Consider the following 21,698-nt stretch of genomic DNA (forward strand, 5'->3'; position numbering starts at 1 on the left):
AAGGAGCCACCATGGGTTTTCTCGCCGGCAAGCGACTGCTGATCACGGGCGTGCTGTCCAACCGCTCGATTGCCTACGGCATCGCCAAAGCCTGCCACCGCGAGGGGGCCGAACTGGCTTTCAGCTATCAGGGCGAGCGTTTCAAGGAGCGCATCACCGAGTTTGCCGCCGAGTTCGGCTCGACGCTCGTTTTTGATTGCGATGTGTCGGACGATGCCCAGATCCAGGCTCTTTTCGACCAGCTGGGCGAGGCCTGGCCCGAGTTTGATGGCTTTGTCCACTCGATCGGTTTCGCGCCGCGCGAAGCGATCGCCGGCGACTTCCTCGACGGTCTGACACGTGAGAACTTTCGCATCGCCCACGACATCTCGGCCTACAGCTTCCCGGCCATGGCCAAGCTGGCCGCCCCGCGCCTGCGCGCAGGCAGCTCGCTGCTGACACTGAGCTATCTGGGCGCCGAGCGCTATGTGCCCAACTACAACACCATGGGCCTGGCCAAGGCCTCGCTGGAAGCCAGCGTGCGCTATCTGGCGCATTCGCTGGGTGCCAAGGGCGTGCGCGTCAACGGCATCTCGGCCGGCCCGATCAAGACCCTGGCCGCCTCGGGCATCAAGGACTTCGGCAAGCTGCTGAGCCAGTTCGCCGCCAGCGCGCCGATCCGGCGCAATGTGACGATCGAGGATGTCGGCAACACCGCCGCCTTCCTGTTCTCCGATCTGTCGGCCGGCATCAGCTCCGAGATCATCTATGTCGACGGCGGCTTCAGCCACGTCGCAATGTCGGCAGAGTAAGCAGCCGCCCGCCGGGCCGCTCCCAAGGGCGGCCGAACGGAAAAAGCGCCGGTCAAGCCGGCGTTTTTTTTCATCCCCTCGGGGGATCGCCCAGGTATGCCCTGGGCGAGGTGCTTACCAATCAGCCGGCCGAAACGCAGTCGACGTAGTAAGTCGACTTGCCATCCTCGCCCTTCTCCTCCACCAAGCCATGCACATCGGTGGCAAAGCCGGGGAACTTGGCATTGAACTCGCGGGTGAACTTCAGGTAGTCAACGATCTTCTTGTTGAAGCGCTCGCCCGGGATCAAGAGCGGAATGCCGGGCGGATAAGGCGTCAGCAAGGAGGTCGTGACCCGGCCTTCCAGGCGATCGACCGCCACCCGCTCGGTCTTGCGGTGCGCGATATGGGCATAGGCATCGCTGGGCTTCATCGCCGGCTCCAGATCCGACAGATAGACCTCGGTGGTCAGGCGCGCGATATCGCCCTTGGCATAGGCCTCGTGGATGCTCTGGCACAGATCACGCAAGCCCATGCGCTCATAGCGCGGCTGGGCGGCGACGAACTCCGGCATGATGCGCCACAGCGGCGCGTTCTTGTCGTAGTCGTCCTTGAACTGCTGCAAGGCGGTCAGCAAGGTGTTCCAGCGACCCTTGGTGATGCCGATCGTGAACAGGATGAAGAACGAGTACAGGCCGGTCTTCTCGACCACGACACCGTGCTCGGCCAGGAATTTGGTGACGATGGAGGCCGGAATGCCGCTGTCGGCGAACTTGCCGCTCATGTCCAGGCCGGGCGTGATGATGGTGGACTTGATCGGGTCCAGCATATTGAAACCGGCAGCGATATTGCCGAAGCCGTGCCACTTCTCGTTGGCCTTCAGCATCCAGTCGGCCGGCTTGCCGAAGCCGTCCTCGGTCAGCTTGTCCGGGCCCCAGACCTTGAACCACCAGTCCTTCTTGCCGTAGTCCTTCTCGACCTTGCGCATCGCGCGGCGGAAGTCCAGCGCCTCCGAGATGCTTTCTTCCACCAGGGCCGTGCCGCCGGGTGGCTCCATCATCGCCGCCGCGACATCGCAGCTGGCAATGATCGAGTACTGCGGGCTGGTGCTGGTGTGCATCAGATAGGCCTCGTTGAACAGGTGCTTGTCCAGCTTGACGTTCTGCGAGTCCTGCACCAGCACCTGCGAGGCCTGACTCAGGCCGGCCAGCAGCTTGTGGGTGGACTGGGTGGCATAGACCATCGCGGTCTTCGGGCGCGGGCGGTTCTTGCCCATTGCATGGAAGCTGCCGTAGAAGTTGTGGAAGGCCGCGTGCGGCAGCCAGGCCTCGTCGAAATGCAGGGTGTCGATCCAGCCGTCGAGCTTGGCCTTGATGGTCTCGGTGTTGTAGAGCACGCCGTCATAGGTGCTCTGCGTCAGGGTCATGATGCGCGGCTTGACCTTCTTGGCATCCACGCCCTTGAGCAGCGGGTTTTTCGCGATCTTCTTCTTGATCGACTCGGGCGAGAACTCGCTCTCGGGGATAGGGCCGATGATGCCGTAGTGGTTGCGCGTCGGCGTCATGAAGACCGGCACCGCGCCGGTCATGATGATGGCGTGCAGGATGCTCTTGTGGCAGTTGCGGTCGACCACGACCACATCGCCCGGCGCCACCGTGTGGTGCCAGACCATCTTGTTGGAGGTGGACGTGCCATTGGTGACGAAGAAGCAATGGTCGGCATTGAAGATGCGCGCGGCATTCTTCTCCGAGGCCGCCACCGGGCCGGTGTGGTCCAGCAGCTGACCGAGTTCCTCGACCGCATTGCAGACGTCGGCGCGCAGCATGTTCTCGCCGAAGAACTGGTGGAACATCTGGCCCACCGGGCTCTTCAGGAAGGCCACACCGCCGGAGTGCCCGGGGCAATGCCAGCTGTAGGAGCCGTCCTGCGCATAGTCCATCAGCGCCTTGAAGAACGGCGGCGCCAGCCCGTCCAGATAGCTCTTGGCCTCGCGGATGATGTGGCGGGCCACGAACTCCGGCGTGTCCTCGAACATATGGATGAAGCCATGCAGCTCGCGCAGCACATCATTGGGCAGATGCTGGGAGGTGCGGGTCTCGCCATACACATAGATCGGGATGTCCGCGTTCTTGAAGCGGATCTCCTCGATGAATTTGCGCAGGCTCAGCACAGCCGGATCAAGCTCCGGGCCGGGCGTGAACTCGTTGTCGTCGATCGACAGGATGAAGGCGCTGGCCCGGCTCTGCTGCTGGGCAAACTGGCTCAGATCGCCGTAGCTGGTGACGCCCAGCACCTCGAAGCCCTCTTTCTGGATCGCATCAGCGAGGGCTCGGATACCCAGACCGGACGTATTCTCCGAGCGGTAGTCCTCATCAATGATCACAATCGGAAAGCGAAAACGCAGCATTCGGGGCCTCCAAAGGGCTGGGGCAAAAAAAACAGAAGGCGCGAAGTGTAGGGCCAAGCATTGCCCGTGCGCGCGCGGCTTTGCGCTTTGTCTCACAAAGCGCACGAGCCCGGGAACTACACTCGAATCACATCATGAGCTTGGGGAGGTGACATGGACATGAATCAGGCCACCGTCTGGTGGCTGATCGCCGGCGCCCTGGTGGCCGTCGAACTGGCCACCGGCACGTTCTATCTGCTGATGCTGGCCGTCGGTGCCGCCGCTGCCGCACTGGCCGCCCACCTCGGTCTGGGCCTGACGGCGCAGATCGCCACAGCCGCCTTGGTCGGCGGCGCTGCCGTCGTGCTCTGGCATCAAAAGCGCGCCGCCCGCGGCCAGGCCGCCCCCGCCAACGCCAATCCCGATGTCAATCTGGACATCGGCCAGAGCGTGCAGGTCGACCACTGGCAGCCCGGCGGCCGCGCGACGGTCAAGTACCGCGGCGCCGACTGGCAGGCCCGCTACCAAGGCAGCGACACACCCGTCGCCGGTCGCTATGTGATACGCGCGGTCGAGGGCAGCTGCCTGCTGCTGGATCACTGACACCTACATCAAGAGGGAGCTTCATTCATGGAAATCGCACTGGTTCTGCTGGTCATCGCGGCCATCTTCGTGGCCCGCTCGATCAAGGTCGTGCCGCAACAAAACGCCTGGGTGGTCGAGCGCCTGGGCAAGTTCCATGCGACCTTGACGCCGGGGCTGAACTTCCTCGTGCCCTTTGTCGACCGCCTGGCCTACAAGCATTCGCTGAAGGAAATCCCGCTCGACGTGCCCAGCCAGGTCTGCATCACCAAGGACAACACCCAGCTGACGGTGGACGGCATCCTCTATTTCCAGGTGACGGACGCGATGCGCGCCAGCTACGGCTCCAGCAACTACATCGTCGCGATCACCCAGCTGGCCCAGACCACGCTGCGCTCGGTGATCGGTCGCATGGAGCTGGACCGCACCTTCGAGGAACGCGCCATCATCAACACCTCGGTCGTCGAAGCGCTGGACGAAGCCGCGCTGAACTGGGGCGTCAAGGTGCTGCGCTACGAGATCAAGGACCTGACCCCACCGCCGGCCATCCTGCATTCGATGCAGGCCCAGATCACCGCCGAGCGCGAGAAGCGTGCGCTGATCGCCGCCTCCGAGGGTCGCCGCCAGGAGCAGATCAATATCGCCACCGGCGAGCGCGAGGCCGCCATCGCCCGCTCCGAGGGCGAGAAACAGGCCGAGATCAACAAGGCCCAGGGTGAGGCTGCCGCGATCACCGCAGTGGCCGATGCCACCGCCGACGCGATCCGCAAGATCGCCGCCGCCATCGAGCAACCGGGTGGCCAGCAGGCCGTGCAGCTGAAGGTGGCGGAACAGGCCGTCGACGCCTACGCCCAGCTGGCCCAGAAGAACAACACGATGATTGTCCCGGGCAATATGAGCGAGGTCGGCGGCCTGATCGGCACGGCCATGGCCCTGATGAAGGGCCACAAACCTGGTTAAGCAGCCTGACGCCAGCCCTTTTGCCGGTAGTCGGCCAGCTCGGCAATGCTGAGCATCGGCAGGCCATGGCGCTGGGCAAAGTCCAGCACCTGCTGGCCGCGGCTCATCGTGCCGTCGGCATTCATCAGCTCGCACAGCACCGCAGCCCCCGACAGGCCTGCCATCAGGGCCAGATCGACCGAGCCCTCGGTATGGCCGCGCCGTGCCAGCACGCCGCCAGGCGCCGCGCGCAGCGGGAACACATGGCCGGGCCGCGCCAGATCGGCCGGCTCCGCATCGGGAGCAATCGCCGCACGCACCGTCGTCAGCCGGTCGGCCGCACTGACACCGGTGCTCACCCCCTGGCGGGCCTCGATGCTGACGGTGAAGGCCGTGCCATAGCGGCTTTCGTTGTTGGCAACCATCGGCGGCAGCGCCAGCCGCTCGATCTGCGCGTCCTGCAGGCACAGGCAGACGATGCCGCTGCACTCGCGGATCAGCAGGGCCATCGAGGCCTCGCTCAGGCGCTCGGCCGCGATGATCAGATCGGCCTCGTCCTCGCGGTCGTCGTCGTCGGTCAGCAGCACCGGCCGGCCGGCGCGCATCGCGAGCAGCGCCGCCGCCAGGCGTGCGGGCATGCGCAGGATCTCCTGCTCGCTGCAGGCCGCAGCGTCGGGATGCAAAGGGGTAGAAATAGTGTATTGAGACATGTTGAAACGCTCCTCGTGAAAGGTGAGAGAAGGCATTTCAGGGCGCGCAAACAAGCACCCGTCGCGGCGCGGGCGACAGGCACCCACGCCGCAACCGGGCGCTCGTTGGCACATCTTCTTTCATCCGGACTGTGACCGTCGGCCCTGGCATCGCACCAGATCTGCTGACCTCGAACCAGGAAGGTGCGAGCGCTCGCGGGCTCGCCAGCTCGCGCTGGCCTACCGCCGGTGGGGAATTTCGCCCCGCCCTGAAGACGTGTGCCGGCCTGCGCCGGCGCCGCTATCGTAGCTGCGCCTATGGCCCCATCACTGTCCGCTGTGCGACTTGCGCGCCCATCAAGCAAAGCGACTTTCGCTCGGGCCGGATAAAAACTGCGCTATGATGGCGGGCTTCGGAGAGGTGGATGAGCGGTTTAAGTCGCACGCCTGGAAAGCGTGTGTGGGTTTATCCCCACCGCGGGTTCGAATCCCGCCCTCTCCGCCAGACGCCAGAAAGCCCCAAAATCCCTGTCAAATCAATGACTTGAGATTCTGGGGCTTTTTCAATTAACCCCACACACTAACCCCACGACGATTGAGGCGCGCAACGTGCCCCGGGGCTGCCGTTAGCCCTGGCTCCAGCTGTTCCGATGCTCCGCCACAAACTCAAAACGGCTGCGTATGAGGTCATTGATTTGGCGCGTTGATTGAACGAAGTTCAGCGTACGACGAACTTGATCGAAAGACACATGCTCAAGCAGACGCACAAACGCCCCGTTGACGAAGGCAGACGGCACTGATGTGATGCCCGTAAAGTCAACAATGACCTTTTCCCCCTTCTGAACCGGTTCGATCAGTAGGCGAAAGATCACATCGCCGTCCTCATAAGAGGAGGCTGCAGGTGTTAGCTCTGATACCTTCACTACCATTTGAACGACTCCACGACCGCATCCTCAGCCGCTCGGTCAAGCGTATCAGTCCTGAGGATCACACGCACCAGTGTGCCTGGATAGAAACCAGCCGTGCGCGTCGTAATCTTATATGGATGAAGCCCGTTGGGCGTCGGGGCAGCAGACAACGCACCCTCGCCCGCCGCAATCAGCACATTGCCGCCATTGTTTTGCGTGACGTAGCGTATCAAGGTCGGAAGTCCAGCACCGCGATTTTGGACGTTGCTCTGCGTCGTAAAACCCTCCATGCAAGCGAGTCTTAGTGCCGCCGCATCGCCGGTGTCAGGCCGCTTCGTCCTCACGACATTGGGGATACCGGACCCAAAGTCTGAAATCGCTATTTGTATGCGGTTTCTTTGGGGAAAGTGCTGTGCAAAGGTGCATCCAATGCTCACACCGGAATGGTCACGCACGTTGTGCAGCACTTCTTCGAGGGACACACGCACCCCCGCTAGAGACTCCGGCGTTAGGCCTACGGCATTGCCGACCCACGGCATGAGCGTGTGAAGCAGGTACTCCTGAGCGCGCTGACTGTGAATTAGCCCGAGCGGGATGGTAGTGCTGCGGGGGCTGCTCCCGGGGAATACGCGCTCACCTAAGTACCGCTCAAAAAACAGCGCGTCGTCTAGAAAACGCACTCCGCCTGTACTCATCGTGTGATTCTTGAAAAGGACTTTACAGCCAAGCTGTCTAAAGTACTCGATCACATTGGAGAGAACGACTACGCCAACAGGCTCGACAAATGAAAGCCTCGCAAAGTCAAAGACGACGGTAGAGCACTTTGCGTCTCGTTGCTCGTCCACCACCTGAGCCAAGAAGGCAAACATAGTGTCAGCATTGAAGTAGTGCGGAAGAAGCACCGTCCGTTTCACCGGGAAGATAACGTTCCAGATCATCCCCACCCTCCTTTTTCACCCACTCATCTGGCAGCAGGGTGCTGGAGACGGCTCGGCTCGTTTAGTCTGCAAACGATAGCACCTGCACCACGCACAGGCAGTGCTGGCGGGGCCCGGTTTTCCCTATCCCTTCGATGACCTTTACACCCAGGGTGGCGGCTCCCCACCCGCAGGGTCACACGCGCTCCATTGGGGCATTGCCACTGCGTCAGTCGGACCTACCATGTGCATTCGCGCAATCAGACTCAGAATCTCCTGGCCTTTCTGCCCGGGTATTCCCCGCCATTCGATGTTATGCCCATTCGCCAGGCGCACCAGGCGCTCCCAAAGGTCCCTATTGACCACCTCCTTGCCCGCACTGTTTCGCCAGCCGTCAGCGATCCATTTGGGCAGCCATTCGTTCATGCCCTTGATGAGCACCTGATTGACCGACTGCACGGTCAACTGCGGCGGGCAAGTGTTGCAGAGCTCTAAACCGGCCAGTCACCAGCGGCAGGTCACGGCCGGGACTGCCCAGTCACCCCTCCTGCCGAGAGCAGCCATTGGCCAGACAGGATCGAGCCCGGCGCTGCGAGTCAAGATCGGTCTCGACTCTGCGGAAAACTAACGTGTTCCAGCAGCAGCCCGCCGCTATGCTTGCGCGTCGTATCCAGCCCCTCCCTCAACCATGCACCCCAGCGAATCCAACGGCGCCGTCTACCGGACCCTGCTTGAATCCACCCGCGCCATCCCATGGAAGATCGACTGGGCGACCTTGACCTTCAGCTATATCGGCCCGCAGATCGAAGCCCTGCTCGGCTGGGCGCCCTCGACTTGGGTCAGTGTCGATGACTGGGCCTCGCGCATGCATCCGGACGACCGCGAGCGCGTCGTCAACTTCTGCGTCTCGCAGTCGCAGGCAGGCGTGGACCACGAGGCCGACTATCGGGCGCTGACCGCCAGCGGCGAGTACGTGTGGATCCGCGATGTCGTGCACGTGGTGCGCGATGAACACGGGGCTGTCGACTCGCTGATTGGCTTCATGTTCGACATCACGGAGCGCAAGAAAACCGAGGAAAAGCTGCTGAGCCTGCAGAAGGAACTGGAGGATCTCTCCTTCCTCGACAGCCTGACCGGGGTGGCGAATAGGCGCAAGTTCGACGCCGTGCTCGCCAAAGAGTGGGAAGAGGCCCGACGCAACACCCAGCCGCTCTCGCTGATCGTGTTCGATGTTGACTTCTTCAAGCGCTACAACGACCACCACGGCCACCTCGAAGGTGATGACTGCCTGCGGCGCATCGCGCAGGCACTGGCTTGCGCTGCGAACCGCCCACGTGATCTTCTCGCCCGCTACGGTGGCGAGGAATTCGTCCTGGTGCTACCGGCCAGCGACGAGATGGCCGCCGCTGCCGTTGCCGAGCGCTGCCGACAGGCCATCTTCAAAGCCCAGATCCCGCACGAGAACTCGCCACTTGGCCAGTTGATCACGGTCAGCATGGGTGTGGGTACCGTGATCCCGGCGGCCAGCCAAGACTCATCTCACTTCATCGACCTTGTGGACCGCAGGCTGTATCGGGCCAAGCAGGCCGGGCGGAATCAAATCGTGTCAGCGGCTTGATGTCGGCAAGCGCCGGCCATCACCTCCCTGACTGCAATAGCTCTACGATCCCACTCGCGTGTTCGTTTCGCCGATATTCTCGGCGGAACCATCCCAGTCGAGGCTCATGCCGCCAGCGGCATTCATTCCATTCACCGAGAACACCCTATTCCATCGGCCGCGACTGGCCCGCCAGGATCCGCCCAACCATGTCACCGAGGTCTTGCGAGGTGTTCTGCTTCTCCAGCAGGCCGCGTACGCTCGTGTTGCGCACATCATTGCGAAGTTCCTCGGTTATCAACCCGGTGCTGATCACAACAGGCATATCGGGCCGGACGCGTGCCACTGCATGCGCGATGTCGAGGCCCGAGCAGTCCGGCATATTGAAGTCGGTGACGACGAAGTCAAAGGTCTCCGGATGTTCCCGCACGGCAGTGATCGCCTGCTGGGCGTCCTGAAAAATGCTGACGCGATAACCCGCACGCTGCAAAATTCGCTCGACCATCAGGGTCATGGTCTCGTCGTCGTCGACATAAAGCACATGCTCGCCATGTCCCTGAAATGGCTGGGCCTGCACAGCCTGCGCCGAGGCAACGTCCACCTGCGCTTCGACGCAGGGGACATACATATGAAAGCGGCTGCCCCGACCCGGCTCGCTCTCGACCTCGATTGCACCATGATGGGCGGTCAGGATGCCATGCACGACCGACAGGCCCAGGCCGGTGCCGCGCCCGACCGGCTTGGTGGTGAAGAAAGGCTCGAAAATGCGCTCTCGGATCTCGGCGGGGATGCCTGCCCCGTTGTCGCTGACCCAGAGTCGGACATAGGCGCCTTGGGCCAGCCCGCCCAGGCGCCGGGCGGCGACCCCGTCCAGCCAGACCGGTTCGAGGCCGATGTCGATGCGACCGGCCCCGTCCTTCAGCGCATGCCAGGCGTTGGTGCACAGATTCATCAGCACCTGCTGGATCTGGGTGGCATCGGCCTGCACATGCAGCGGCACATCGGACAACGCCAGATGGATCTCGACACCGGCCGGCAGGGTGGCACGCAGCAGCTTGTAGGTTTCCTCGACCACCGGCCGCAGCGGCTGGGTCTGCAGCTCCTGCGGCTCGCGGCGGCTGAAAGTGAGGATCTGCCGCACCAGATTGCGCGCGCGCACGCTGGCCTTGTGAATCTCGTCGAGATTGCTCAGCGCCGCATGGGGCAGGCCCAGCTCGGCACGGGCCAGATCGACGTTGCCGAGGATGGCACCGAGGATGTTGTTGAAATCATGGGCGATGCCACCTGCCAGCGTACCGATCGATTCCATTTTCTGGATATGGTGCAGCTGAGCCTCGAACTGCTGGCGGTCCGCCTCGGCCTTCTTGCGCTCGCTGATGTCGGTGACGACCACACGCACCATCGAGATATTGAGCTTGGCCTTGACGCGCACGCAGTCGAGCTGGGCATGGAAGCCGAGCTCGCCGACCCCGTGCAGCAGCAACTCGAGGCGGTGCCGGCTGCCACGATGCAGGGTTTGCAGGAAATGCTCGTACCAGCGGTCGAGCTCGGCGGGGGCCACCGACTGCGCGAAGCGGGTGTGCAGCAGATGCTCGCGGCGGCCGCCCAGCATCGCGGCGCAGGTCAGGTTGAGCTGCACGATCTCCCCGTCATGCGACAGGGTCATGTAACCGACCGGCGCGAAGTCGTACAGATCCATATAGCGGTCGCGCGAGAGCTTGAGGTCGATCTGTGCCTGGCGATGCTTGGCACGGATCAGCGCCTGCTCCATCTCGCGCTCCAGCACCGGAGCCAGGCGCGCCAGGTTCTGCTTCATCACATAGTCGCTGGCACCGGCCTTCATCGCCGCCACGGCCGTCTCCTCGCCGATCGTGCCGGAGACAAAGATGAAGGGAATGTCGAGCTCGGTGGTGCGGAAGATGTTGAGGGCTTCCAGGCCGCTGAAGTGCGGCAGGCTGAAATCCGCCAGCACCGCATCCCAGCGCTCCTGGCTCAGCGCCGCCCGCAGCGCCGCTGCGTCCTGGACGCGCCGGTAGCTCGGCAGATAGCCACCGCGCCGCAGCGCCAGCATGGCCAGCTTGGCGTCGTCCTCGGAGTCCTCGACGAAGAGAATCTGGATGTCTTTGCTGCTCACTCGATGACCCCGCGCGGTGGCAAGAGATTGATGGCGAGCCAGTAGATGCCCAGCACCTTGACGGCCTCCAGAAACTCCGTGAAGTCGACGGGCTTGCGCACATAGCTATTGGCGCCCAGCGAATAGCCCGAAATCAGGTCCTGCTCCTCCTTCGAGGAGGTCAGGATCACCACCGGCAACAACTGGGTGCGCGGATCGGCCCGGATCGCCTTCAGCACGCCCAGGCCGTCGAGCTTGGGCAGCTTCAGATCCAGCACCACCAGGGTCGGCAGCGGCGCGTCGGCTCGGTCGGCATAGGCACCGCGGGCGAACAGGAAGTCCAGCGCCTCGATGCCATCACGCGCCACGGTGACCGGGTTCACCAGATGGCTGCGCTTGAACGCCCGCAACGTCAGTGCGGCATCGTCGGGGTTGTCCTCAACCAGCAAGATGACCTTGTTCGCTTCGTTCATCGCCCTGCTCCCTCAAGCTGAAGAAAAACGTCGCGCCCCGGTCCGGCTGGGCCTTCACCCAGATCTTGGCCCCGTGGCGGTGGAAGATGCGCTGCACGATGGCCAGGCCGATGCCGGTGCCGGAGAACTCGCTCTCGTGGTGCAGGCGCTGGAAGGCACCGAACAGCCGGCTCGCATAGGCCATGTCGAAGCCGACCCCGTTGTCGGCCACGAAACAGGTTCGGCCCCCGTCCTGCTCCGCAACGCCCACCCGTATCACCGGCTGCGCCGTCTTGCCGGTGAACTTCCAGGCGTTCTCCAGCAGGTTTTGCATCGCAATCTGCAGCAGGGCCTTGTCGGCCTGCACCGTGATGCCGGCGTCGATCTCCCAGCGCGCGGCGCGCTCGGGTTGCTGCTGCTGCAGCGACGCGGCGATCTCTCGGGCGATCTCGCTCAGGTCGACCGCCCGGATCGACAGTTCGGCCCGCGTCACCCGCGACAGGCCCAGCAGCTCGTCTATCAGCCGGCCCATGCGCTGGCTGGCGGCGCGGATGCGCTGCAGCGCGTCGCGGCCCTCCTCATCCAGCTTGTCGGCATAATCCTCCAGCAGGGCCAGCGCGAAGCCGTCCATGCTGCGCAGCGGGCTGCGTAAATCGTGCGAAACCGAATAGCTGAAGGCCTCGATTTCCTTGTTGAGCGTCGCGAGCTCCTGGTTGCTGCGCTCGATATGGGCGAAGGAGTCACGCAGCGCCGCGGTCATCGCGTCGAAATGCCGGGCCATCTGCCCGATCTCGTCGTTGCTGGCGATCTCGTGCCGGTAGTCCCAGTTGCCGGCCGCCACCTCCCGCGTGGCCTGCTCCAGCCGGCCGATCGGCAACAGGATGTCGCGCCGCAACAGCCAGGCGGCAGTGGCGACGATGGTCGCGATCAGGGCCAGACCCGCCAGGATCACGATCACGACGCGCTGCTGCGCGGCATTGATGCGCTCGGTCGAGAATTCCGCCAGGCGCGACGCATCCGTCACGCTCTCCTGCTGGTAGATCAGCAGGCGGCTGGACAGCTGCTCCTCGAAGCGCCGGGTCGCCGCGTCCGCCGTGCTCGCTGGCGCCACCGTTGGAGCAGGCTCGAGCTCATCGAATAGGCGGTGCGTGGCCGCATGGCGGCGGCGCAGGGCGTCGAGCAAGCCGGCTTGCTCGGCACCGTCAAAGGCGATCTCGTCCAGCAGGCGCTCCAGGCGCGCGGCGACCTTTTGCTCCTGCAGACGCGCGCGCTCCTGCCGGTACAGGATGTACTCGAAGGTCACCAGCCGCAGGTCGCTGAGCGCGCGGGCGACCGCGGTGGTCTGGCGCAGCTGGCGCTGCGCGTCCTCGACCTCGCTGTTGGCACGCCAGATCATCAGCGCGATGAAGGCTATCGTGGAGATCGCGGTGAAGGTGGCCAGCCGGGCTTTGGTGCTGATCTTCACAAGCGCTCCTGTTCGGCCCTAGTGCACGACCGTGACCCGCTCCGGCCGCACGGCCAGTAGCGCATCGAGATGGAGGTGCGATAGGAAGTTCGGCGCCGCGCCCGCGGGGGCATGGCCGCGCGCCAGGGCCCAGCGGGCCTCATCCTCCAGTGTGATGAGCTGGGACTGCAGCAGGTCGACGCGAAAATCCTGATCCTGCCAGCCCGGGGCGAGGCTGCCGGGCTCGACGCGCAGGCGCTCGGCTACCAGCTGCAGCGCCAGCTGCGGCTGCTCGCGTTGATAGGTCTCGGCGGCCAGCAGTGCGCGCAGCAGCTTCTCGAGCCTGCGGGGATGCTGCCGCAGATAGTCGTTCTTGCCGATCAGCACATAGGTCGAAGTATAGGCATGGGGCTCGGTCAGCGAGACCGCGCCCTCGCCCAGCCCCGTCACCGCACGGCCGCGCGTCGGTTGCCAGGCCGCGATCGCATCGAGCCGGCCCTCGATCAGCTCGCGATCCAGCCGGTCCGGCGCGGCGTCGACCAGGGTCACACTGTCGGGCGCCAGCCGGTGGCGGGTCAGAAAGGCCCAGAGGTAGTACTCGCCGCTGGTGCCCAGGGTGATGCCGATGCGCTTGCCGGCCAGGTCGCCGGGTAAGCGGATCTGGCGGTCGCGCCGTGCAATCACGGCCATCTCGCTGGAGGCACTGGCCACCGAGGCGAGGATGGCCAAGGGCTGGCCCTTCATCACGTTGACGACAAAGGGAACCTCGGCGGCCGCCGCGAGATCGACCTTGTCCTGGGCCAGCAGATCCAATGCAAGCTTGCCGTGCGTGGTCGGCACGATGCTCACATCCAGCCCCTCGGCCGCGAACAGCTGGCGGGCGGCAGCAATATGCAGCAAGGCAGCATGCGGCGCCGAAGGCACGGCGATGGTGAGCTTCTCGCCCGGCGCTGTCTTGCTGGCGGGATGCCAGGCCAGCAGGCTCAGCAGCACGAGGATCAATGCCAGGACCAGACCGGCAATCCCCCAGATCCGGCGACCGGGCGTCAACCCGGCCGCCCCGGCTTCAGGCGCAGCATTCATCGCATCGACTCCCTTGCACGGTCTGCTCGAGGCGGGCCTGACACCGGCTGCTCAAGCACAAGCATGCAATGCATGTGTTTTCGGCAAATGTACGGGTGCCACAGGGGCCTGACAAGGGCTATGCCTACAGCTTCGGGCACGGCGCAGACGCGAACTCGGAAGTGCTGCGACAGGGCAAGTACGATATGTCCCAGCCGGTGCCGGTCAGCTTTAGCACTTCCAACTACTGGAGCGTCAGCGCCTTTGGCTTTGTCAACGCAGGTGGGTTTGACCAGCCAGCGTGCATGGCTGCGAATCAGCTCAGGGCCCTGCGGGATGGGTGTCCAAAACGCCCGGCCGTCAGATCGGCAAACGCGCTGAACAGCCAGGGGCAACCCGGTGCCACGGCATAAAGCTGGCGATGGCCAGTGGAGCGGCGGCGCACCGTCAGCAAGCGGTCGGGCAGACCGACATGACGGAGTTCATCCGGGCGCCCCTCCGACATCTCGAAATCGCTGGGCTCGAAGCCCGCAAGCTCCAGGGTTGATGCCAGCGTGGACCACAGATGCGTCGGGTGCGTTTCTTCAGGCGTTCTCATCGGAATCTCGGGTCAGGGGAAATCGGCCAATGCCTGTTTCGGTAGACGCCAGTGTGCTCAGGCCCGGTGACGCCGTGATGAAGCACGCCGGCGCGAGCCGCCTCCTACGTAACAATTTGTTCGAGCAGCGCTTGCGGACAGATGGTCTGCGCAGCGCACCGCCAGCAAGCCACGCCTCGCTTCGGTGCGCCTCGCACGGCCACCGCACAGCGCCAGTGCAAACGGGCTAATGCCGGCGTCATGGGCGGGTCGTTGCCCGTGGCGACACTGGGTGCAGCACTGACTCCCACAGGCCCTTGCATGAACAGCGACAACACCGGCAACGACGACCTCAATATGAGCGGCGAAGACGCACCCACCCCTGACCGCCGCCAGCTGCTGCGCGGTGCGGCCGGCCTCTCGGCATTCGCGATGGGCGGCAGCCTGTTGGGCGGCGCGGAGCCGGCCGAAGCCGCCGGCAGCGCCGTCACCAGCTTTGCCATCGCGGTGCTGCCCGACACCCAGTTCTACGCCCGCTACGCCACCACCGATGAGGGCCAGCAGTTCCAGAATCGCTACGGCTCAACGCCTTTTGCGGCGCAGACCGGCTGGATCGCCAGCAATGCCCGCAGCTACAACATCCCCTTCGTCATCCATCTGGGCGATGTGGTTGACCAGCAGGGCAAACCCAACCAGTGGCGCGTGGCCGACGCCGCGATGCAGCAGCTGGAAAACGTTGGCGTGCCCTACTCGATCCTGGCCGGCAATCACGACGTCATCAACGACCACGACTACCACCAGCCCTCCGATCAAGGCTTCGGCACCGATGCCCAGCGTCAGCTGGCGGCCGAGCCCTACCTGCAGTGGTTCCCGCGCAGCCGGGCGGCCCGGCAATCAACCTTCCGTGAGCGTGACAGCTCCGGCTTTCACGAGTACCACGTCTTCGAGTCGCATGGCATCAAGTTCATGGTGCTGTCGCTGTCATGGCGCATCTCCGACGCCGGCATCGCCTGGGCACGCAGCGTCATCGCACGCAACCCCACATTGCCGGTGATTCTGTCGAACCACCAGTTGCTGAACATCGACAGCGACGGCATCAGCCCGCTGGAAACGGCCTACGGCAAGATGCTGTGGGCCCAGCTGATCAACGACAACGATCAGATCTTCATGACCTTGAACGGTCACCACCACGGCGCCGCCCATCTGCGCAAGTTCAATGCCTTCGGCAATGAAGTGCACCAGATGGTGGTCGACTACCAGATGGACTATCAGGGCGGCAACGCCATGATGCGGCTCTATGAGGTCGACTTCAGCAACAACAAGATCGATGTGATGTCGTTCTCGCCCTGGGTGGTCGGCAAGCCCAAGCAGACACTCAACCAGTTCGACTTCGCGGAGCTGACCCAGGCCAACAATCGCTTCACGATCCCGATCAATTTCAAGAAGCGCTTTGCGGGCTTCCTGCGCTGGCGACCGACGATGTCCAGCAATGGCGCGGCCATCCTGCCGCGTGTGCGCACCGAGCTGCTGGCCAACTACGTCGAGCCGCCACCGAAGCTCAGCCGCCCTCCGCTCGATTCGAACGACTTCCCCTATGTGGCGGACACCTACGCGCACTGGCGCGCGCCGACCACCATCACGGAAGGCCAGATCGTCAAGGTCGGTGACACCTTGCCCGATATCTTCGCGGGTCACGATATGCGTCGCGCCGGCCTGATCGGGCCGGCGATGGTGGGCGACGTGACCTGGTCGACCGACAAACACCGGCTGTCGTCGGCCCCGGGCAGCGTGCGCTTTCTCAACAGCGACAAGACGGTGGGCCGCCTCAGCGCCTTCCTGACCGCGATGGGCGCACCCGTCAACGGCCGCAGCTTCTGGACCGGCTACACGATCGAAGCCTTCGTCAAAATTCCCGCCGACTGGGACGCGAGCAAGCACCGCTGGGGCAATCTGCTCGGCCGCCAAGGCAATCGCGGTGCGGTGCCCGGTGGCTACCAGGGCGGTGACCCGGAGGCTTCGAGCGTGCTGTTCGCGATCTCCAGCCTGCGCGAAGTGCAATGGGAAGTGGTGCCGGCGTCCAATTCACGCTATGCCCAGACCAACTGGTCGGGCGAGCTGATACGCAACACCTGGTACCACGTCGCCATCGTCAACGATCCGGCGACCGCCACCACGACGCTCTATGTCGAAGGCGCGCCGGTGCTGCGCAATGTCAGCAACGCAGCAACGGGCACGCGCTCGCAGAGCTCACCGCTGCCTTGGATCATCGGAGCCGGCTGGTGGGACGGCGTGCTCGACGACGGTTTCTACGGCTGGATCGGCGAGATGCGTCTGGTCGGCAAACCCATCCCGCCCGAACAGTGGCTCACCGCACGCCGCAACTGATACTGCCGGCCGCCACTGCGGCCCCGTTTTCCTTGGAGTACTTTCCCATGATTCAACGCCTTCTTCTTGGTGTGGCGCTCGCCACCGCCCTCGCTCCGGCCTGCGCAGCGGAACAGTTCGAGGCCTCGGCCGACATCTTCAACGGCAGCGGCTATGGCCAGAGCTACCTCGGCGCAGGCGGCACGACACCGCTCTACAACCAGGCACTCGGCCAGGTGGTCGATGGCGGCAATGGCGCCTTTGACGCCTTCGGCTTCTACAACAGCGGCGTCGGCGCCCTGAGCCAGACGCGCCAGGTCGAGCTGCTCAGCGGGAACGTCTTCCGCTTCTTCGACACCTTCACCAACCATAGTGCGAGCAGCATCACGACCACGCTCAACTTCTTCGGCAACCTCGGCTCGGACGGCGACGAGTTGGTCCGCAGCACCAAGCCCGGCCTGCTGGTCAGCTGCGAGGACGACGGCAGCGGCAGTTGCGGCAGCGATCCGGTGCTGGCCCTGGTCTCGGGCAATAACGGCCTGGGCCGCGCAGCGATCACGCCCGACCGCTACAACGTGGGCTTCTCCGTCACCGTGAAGCCCGGCGAGAGCCTGAGCTTGCTCAACTTCGCCTTCCTCGCCAGCGATGTGAACGGCCCGACCGTGTCCGATCTGTGGCTGGCCCAATCCACCGGCGAGTCGCTGCTGAGTGCACCGCGCCTGGACGGTCTGAGCGCACAGCAGATCGCCACCATGGCCAACTTCACGACGCCGGTACCTGAACCAACGAGCTGGGCCCTGCTGGCCCTGGGCCTGGGCGTGCTGGCCTTGCGCCGCTCGCGCCTGACTCTTCGCCGGCCCTGTCCGGCTTGAGCCGCCACATGAGTGTGGCCATCTGATGAACTAGAGAAGGCCGGCGTCTAGAGCGCCGGCCCCGAGCCGATCAGGCTCAGTTCAGTTGTGCGCCGCAAGAGCGGCGGCAGAGATTTTCAGAGGCTTCGACTTCACGACTTGGATTCCTGTACAGAGCCATGCTTGGCCTGATGTAGAAGGGGTCAGTGCAGAGCCGGACACTTTTCCAGGCCCTGTGTAAGTTAAACGCAGCCGGCTCGACTACTCGGTGAGACCTTGCCTGAGCCTTGCGCGGCTACCGGCTCGTCTTCTTGTGCAAACCTCATAGCCTCAGGAGTCTTGTCTATGCCAAAGCTGCTTCTCTCTGCCGTGGCTGCCGCTACCGCTGCGTTGACCTCGACCGCATTTGCACAGTCGCCCGCGACCGCGCAGATAGACCCCAAAACCGTCCTGGATCAGTTCGAGTCCACCTTCGGCAAGTTCGAAGGCTTTCGCCGCTCGGGTGCCAAGGGTGTTTGCGCCGTGGGCGAATTCGTCGGCACCGCAGATGCGCGCGCGCTGTCGACAGCCTCGGCCTTCAGCGGCAAGCCGGTGCCCGTCGTGCTGCGCTTCTCGGTGGGTGGCGCCAATCCGAAGGCACCTGACAACGCCAAGTCCCAGCGCAATATGGCTCTGCAGTTCAATCTGCCCGATGGCGAGTTGTGGCAGATGGGCAATATCTCGGCGCCGGTGTTTGGTGCTTCATCGCCACAGCAGTTCCTCGCGCGGCTGGCTTCTCTTCAGCCTGACCCCGCCACCAAGATGCCAGATGCGGCCAAGGTCAAGGCATTTGCAGATGCAAACCCGGAAGTGCTGCTGCAGGGCAAGTACTACGCATCCCAGCCGGTGCCGGCCAGCTTCGGCACAGTCAACTACTGGGGCGTCAGCGCCTTCGGCTTTGTCAACACCGCCGGCACAAAACAGTTCGGCAAGTGGATCTTCGAACCTGTGGGCGGCGTGCAAGGCCTGAGTGACGAGGAGGCCAAGACCAAGGGGCCGAGCTTCCTGTTTGATGAGCTCAGACAACGAGTCAAGGACGGCAAGGTCGCCTTTAATTTCAACCTGGAACTGGCTCAGCCCGGCGACAAGATCGACAGCGCGACCGTACCGCTGCCGGAAGGACGCAAGAAGCTCAATCTGGGTTTGCTGAAAGTCACCTCGGTGGCCGAGGACGGTGGCGGCGCCTGCCTGACGATCACCTACAACCCCATGGTTCTTCCCAAGGGCGTGGAGCCGTCCGCCGATCCGATGATTGTCGCCCGCGCCGCCCCCTATGCAGTCGGGCTCGGTCGTCGCCTGACCGAGGGCGCGAAGCAGCAGTAGCGAGTGCGAGGCTCGGCACCGGCTAGACGATCAGCTCGGATCTTCGGGACTTGTAGAAGATACGGCCAGCACCATCTCCGCGTGCCGAGCCGCTTTATCGGGGGGATCCAAAGAAGACCTCTTGACAGGCACCGTGCACAAACCACGGTCAGCCCTCGACAGGTAGCCGACCAGAGTTTCAGCTCGGCAGCAGGTGCGCTTTCATGCGGTGCACAGGACATGATGTGAACGACGTGCTGGCGCCACGTTGCGCGTCATCGGAGTGAGGCAGGACAACCGTCGTCGATACTCCAGCCTCGCCATCGTCGAGCCCAAAAGCCCTACTCAGACACCTGCGCCGGCGCGGCGCGGCGCGGCGCAACAGCAGCCCCTGCCCTCGCCTCGCCCAGCAAGCCCTGCCAGTACAGCTCGGCGCCCAGCAACACGGTGCGCATCTGGGTGCGCTGGGCGAGCACAAAGGCCTCTCCGTAGACCGTCTCGTCGGGAAACTCGGTGATCAGCGTGAAGGGCACGGTCGAGCGGCTGTCGTCCTGGATCAGGCAGGGTATGCCGTTGAGCAGCAGCGGCGCCGTGTCGGCATCGACCCAGTGCGCGCGCCACAGCCGCTGCTGGCGCGCGTTCAGCGCGGCCAGGGCCGGGTCTTGCGCCAGCCCCGCGCTCAGCGCCTCAAGAAAGGCCAGGCCATCCCGCCCCGGGTGTCGACGCAGGATCAGGAAAAATCCGCGCGGCAGCGCCCAGTCCTCGAAGCCCGGCGGCAGATAGCCGGCAAAGGGCCGGGTCCACTCATGGGCCGGATAGCCATGCAGGCTGAAATGCAGGCCGGCCCCGGTGCGCGCGATCGCCTCCTGGCGCGCGGCCTTCTCGCCCAGCTCGGCGCCGCTGCGCGCCTCCAGATCGTCGCCCAAGGCGGTGTAGCGCGCCGCGTGGTGCATATGGCGCGGGTTGCCGCGGATCAGGGCCTGGTGCAGGGCCGCGCCGTCGGGGTTCTCCAGCGCCACCAGCGCGTAATGGGCTTGGTCCTGCTGCTGCAAGACCTGGACTGCGCGCAGCGCGCCCACCACGCCCGAGCTTTCATTGGCATGCTGGCCAGCGCTGATCACGATGCCGGGCTTCGTGCCACGCCGGTGCAGGCCCGTGACCGGTCGGCCCTGGTGCGACAGGCAGGCAAAGCGCTCGCCCTGCAGCGGCGCCAGCCAGGCGGCCACCGCCTCGGGCGACAGCGGCGCAGCCTGCACGGCCAGGTCGTCCACCAATACTGGCTCGGACGACTGCGCCTGTGGTGCCGGCGCGCTCAGCAGCACCCTGACCCGCGTGCGGCCTGCGGCGGCGCGGATGTCGGGGATGATCTGGCCGGGCCGCAGCGTGCGGTCGCCCGGCGGGCGGCCGGCGCGGCGCTGGAAGAACTCCAGCACGGCAAAGTAGCAATCCTCGTGCAAGGCCTCGCGTGTGCTGATCAGCTCCTCGTCATAGGGCAGCGCGCGCTCGATGCCGCCGATCTCGACTTCGATGCGCAGCTGCTCGAAATAGGGTTCGGTCTTGCCCCAATGATGGCCGGCGACCGCCGCCATCGCCGCCTCGTAGGCGGCTCGATAGTCGCAGCCGGCCAAGGCCGCATCCTCGATCAGCCGGCCAGCGCGCCAGCTGCGCCGCCAGGCCAGCGGCGCGAAGGCCTGATCGATGGGCACGAACAGCGTCGCCAGCGGCCGTCCGTCGGCGCTGACGCGGGCCTCGGTCTGGGGCAGCGCGGCATCGGTCTCAAAGCCCAGTTCGCCCTCGCCCAGCAAGGCCGCCAGCGGATAGGCCTCGACCTTGAGCCGCTGCAGCACGGCTGGCGCCACCGTGATGAGCAGCAGCCGCCAGCCGGCCGGCAGCGCCAGCTCGCCTTCCAGCCAGGCGTGCAGCAGCGGTTTGTAGGCGCTGCGGATGCGGGCCGCGATGCCCAGCTCGGCCAGCGCCCGCTCGGCCTCGCGCCGCGCCGCCTCGTCCTCGAAGACCCAGGCCTCGAGGCGCTCGGGGCGCTCGCGCGCCGCCTGCTCCAGCAGCAGGTCCAGGCTGCGCGGCAGCGTGATGTCCAGCAGAGCACTCATGATCGATGGTGGGGTGGTTTGCGTTCGGTGTTTATATCGCTGTTGAGGCCGCGCCCGCCGCCAGCCCGGACTGAGCTGCGACAGGGGGCGGGCCGGGCAAGCGCTTCTCGAAGGGCAGCGAGCGCAGCGCCTCCAGGTCGGCATCGGGGGCGAACAGCGCACGGTAGCCATAGCCCAGATAGAGGCCCACGGCCTCGGGCTGGCGGCAGCCGGTGGTCAGGTAGATGCGCCGATAGCCCTGCCGCAGCGCGCGGCTCTCCAGCTCGATCAGCACGCGGCGGGCCAGGCCCTGGCGGCGCAGCCGGCGGTCGGTCCAGATGCGCTTGAACTCGGCGGTGTGCGGGTCGGCATGGCGCTTGAACGCGCCGCCGGCCACCGCCCGGCCCTCGCGCAGCAGCAGCACAAAGCTGCCGCCCTGCGGCGGCGTGAACAGCTCGGCCGGATAGCGCTCCAGCTCGGTCTGGGCGCTGATGCCGTCGCGCCGGAAGAAGTCGCCGTAACGGCTGTCGTACTCATGGCGCAACTCGTCGATCAGCGGCTTGGCCAGCGGATCGAGCGGGCTGGTGTCGATGAAATGGAATTCGCTCATCGCTCTCCC

General features: G+C 64.8%; 19 protein-coding genes, 1 tRNA gene and 1 riboswitch. Of the genes, 8 read left to right on the top strand and 12 right to left on the bottom strand.

The window, feature by feature from the left end; all coding sequences use genetic code 11:
• The first annotated feature begins 11 nt into the window (after positions 1 to 11).
• Positions 12 to 791, top strand: a complete 780-nt coding sequence (gene fabI, locus ABGI63_RS17490) for an enoyl-ACP reductase FabI (RefSeq protein ID WP_349743625.1) — start codon at positions 12 to 14, stop codon at positions 789 to 791.
• Positions 792 to 912: 121 nt separating this feature from the next.
• Here the strand turns inward: fabI and ABGI63_RS17495 are convergent, their stop codons facing one another.
• Entirely contained in the window at positions 913 to 3,177 is a 2,265-nt protein-coding gene (locus ABGI63_RS17495) for an Orn/Lys/Arg family decarboxylase (protein ID WP_349743626.1), read from the bottom strand.
• A gap of 153 nt (positions 3,178 to 3,330) precedes the next feature.
• Here ABGI63_RS17495 and ABGI63_RS17500 point away from each other — a divergent pair, with 153 nt between their 5' ends.
• Positions 3,331 to 3,759: an NfeD family protein gene (locus ABGI63_RS17500; protein ID WP_349743627.1), complete on the top strand. Its 429-nt coding sequence runs from the start codon at positions 3,331 to 3,333 to the stop codon at positions 3,757 to 3,759.
• Between the two features lie 27 nt (positions 3,760 to 3,786).
• Positions 3,787 to 4,698, top strand: a complete 912-nt coding sequence (locus tag ABGI63_RS17505; protein ID WP_349743629.1) for an SPFH domain-containing protein — start codon at positions 3,787 to 3,789, stop codon at positions 4,696 to 4,698.
• On the opposite strand, the gene ribB is transcribed toward ABGI63_RS17505, so the two are convergent.
• A complete protein-coding gene (gene ribB / locus ABGI63_RS17510; RefSeq protein WP_349743630.1) occupies positions 4,695 to 5,387 on the bottom strand; it encodes a 3,4-dihydroxy-2-butanone-4-phosphate synthase in 693 nt (230 codons plus the stop codon). The genes ABGI63_RS17505 and ribB overlap by 4 nt on opposite strands.
• Positions 5,388 to 5,495: 108 nt before the next feature.
• Positions 5,496 to 5,647: riboswitch (FMN riboswitch) on the bottom strand.
• Between the two features lie 134 nt (positions 5,648 to 5,781).
• Between ribB and ABGI63_RS17515 the strand changes: the two genes are divergently transcribed.
• Positions 5,782 to 5,871 (top strand) — tRNA-Ser (locus ABGI63_RS17515).
• Between the two features lie 121 nt (positions 5,872 to 5,992).
• Here the strand turns inward: ABGI63_RS17515 and ABGI63_RS17520 are convergent.
• From ABGI63_RS17520 to ABGI63_RS25905, 3 genes are all read right to left on the bottom strand, one after another.
• Complete coding sequence (locus ABGI63_RS17520) at positions 5,993 to 6,295, bottom strand: STAS-like domain-containing protein (RefSeq protein WP_349743631.1); 303 nt, start codon at positions 6,293 to 6,295, stop codon at positions 5,993 to 5,995.
• On the bottom strand, positions 6,289 to 7,212 hold the full coding sequence (locus ABGI63_RS17525) for an STAS domain-containing protein (RefSeq protein WP_349743632.1): 924 nt from the start codon (positions 7,210 to 7,212) through the stop codon (positions 6,289 to 6,291). Before ABGI63_RS17525 ends, ABGI63_RS17520 begins: the two co-directional genes overlap by 7 nt.
• A 141-nt stretch (positions 7,213 to 7,353) precedes the next feature.
• On the bottom strand, positions 7,354 to 7,656 hold the full coding sequence (locus tag ABGI63_RS25905; RefSeq protein WP_432767436.1) for an RNase H family protein: 303 nt from the start codon (positions 7,654 to 7,656) through the stop codon (positions 7,354 to 7,356).
• Between the two features lie 223 nt (positions 7,657 to 7,879).
• Here ABGI63_RS25905 and ABGI63_RS17530 point away from each other — a divergent pair, with 223 nt between their 5' ends.
• A complete protein-coding gene (locus tag ABGI63_RS17530) occupies positions 7,880 to 8,809 on the top strand; it encodes a GGDEF domain-containing protein (RefSeq protein ID WP_349743633.1) in 930 nt (309 codons plus the stop codon).
• 145 nt (positions 8,810 to 8,954) lie between these two features.
• Here ABGI63_RS17530 and ABGI63_RS17535 read toward each other — a convergent pair whose 3' ends face one another.
• The 5 genes from ABGI63_RS17535 to ABGI63_RS17555 all read right to left on the bottom strand — a co-directional run bounded on the left by ABGI63_RS17535 (position 8,955) and on the right by ABGI63_RS17555 (position 14,457).
• Positions 8,955 to 10,922 carry a hybrid sensor histidine kinase/response regulator gene (locus tag ABGI63_RS17535; RefSeq protein WP_349743634.1) on the bottom strand — a complete coding sequence of 656 codons (1,968 nt, stop codon included), beginning with the start codon at positions 10,920 to 10,922 and terminating at the stop codon, positions 8,955 to 8,957.
• Positions 10,919 to 11,374: a response regulator gene (locus ABGI63_RS17540; protein ID WP_349743635.1), complete on the bottom strand. Its 456-nt coding sequence runs from the start codon at positions 11,372 to 11,374 to the stop codon at positions 10,919 to 10,921. The genes ABGI63_RS17535 and ABGI63_RS17540 overlap by 4 nt, the downstream gene beginning before the upstream one ends.
• Entirely contained in the window at positions 11,340 to 12,818 is a 1,479-nt protein-coding gene (locus ABGI63_RS17545) for a sensor histidine kinase (RefSeq protein ID WP_349743636.1), read from the bottom strand. Before ABGI63_RS17545 ends, ABGI63_RS17540 begins: the two co-directional genes overlap by 35 nt.
• Positions 12,819 to 12,836: 18 nt before the next feature.
• Complete coding sequence (locus tag ABGI63_RS17550; RefSeq protein ID WP_349743637.1) at positions 12,837 to 13,880, bottom strand: ABC transporter substrate-binding protein; 1,044 nt, start codon at positions 13,878 to 13,880, stop codon at positions 12,837 to 12,839.
• A gap of 295 nt (positions 13,881 to 14,175) precedes the next feature.
• A complete protein-coding gene (locus ABGI63_RS17555) occupies positions 14,176 to 14,457 on the bottom strand; it encodes a hypothetical protein (RefSeq protein WP_349743638.1) in 282 nt (93 codons plus the stop codon).
• Between the two features lie 300 nt (positions 14,458 to 14,757).
• Between ABGI63_RS17555 and ABGI63_RS17560 the strand changes: the two genes are divergently transcribed.
• The 3 genes from ABGI63_RS17560 (at position 14,758) to ABGI63_RS17570 (ending at position 19,013) form a co-directional block, all read left to right on the top strand.
• The gene (locus tag ABGI63_RS17560; RefSeq protein ID WP_349743639.1) at positions 14,758 to 16,821 is read left to right on the top strand and encodes a LamG-like jellyroll fold domain-containing protein; all 2,064 of its coding nucleotides are present in this window, start codon (positions 14,758 to 14,760) and stop codon (positions 16,819 to 16,821) included.
• Between the two features lie 47 nt (positions 16,822 to 16,868).
• The gene (locus tag ABGI63_RS17565) at positions 16,869 to 17,672 is read left to right on the top strand and encodes a PEP-CTERM sorting domain-containing protein (RefSeq protein ID WP_349743640.1); all 804 of its coding nucleotides are present in this window, start codon (positions 16,869 to 16,871) and stop codon (positions 17,670 to 17,672) included.
• Positions 17,673 to 17,996: 324 nt separating this feature from the next.
• A complete protein-coding gene (locus ABGI63_RS17570; RefSeq protein WP_349743641.1) occupies positions 17,997 to 19,013 on the top strand; it encodes a catalase family peroxidase in 1,017 nt (338 codons plus the stop codon).
• A gap of 320 nt (positions 19,014 to 19,333) precedes the next feature.
• Here ABGI63_RS17570 and ABGI63_RS17575 read toward each other — a convergent pair whose 3' ends face one another.
• Entirely contained in the window at positions 19,334 to 21,100 is a 1,767-nt protein-coding gene (locus tag ABGI63_RS17575; protein WP_349743642.1) for a hypothetical protein, read from the bottom strand.
• Positions 21,101 to 21,131: 31 nt separating this feature from the next.
• Entirely contained in the window at positions 21,132 to 21,689 is a 558-nt protein-coding gene (locus tag ABGI63_RS17580; RefSeq protein WP_349743643.1) for a GNAT family N-acetyltransferase, read from the bottom strand.
• Between the last annotated feature and the right edge of the window lie 9 nt (positions 21,690 to 21,698).

Source organism: Roseateles cavernae (assembly GCF_040187885.1).
In the GTDB taxonomy this organism is placed as follows: domain Bacteria; phylum Pseudomonadota; class Gammaproteobacteria; order Burkholderiales; family Burkholderiaceae_C; genus Roseateles_E; species Roseateles_E cavernae.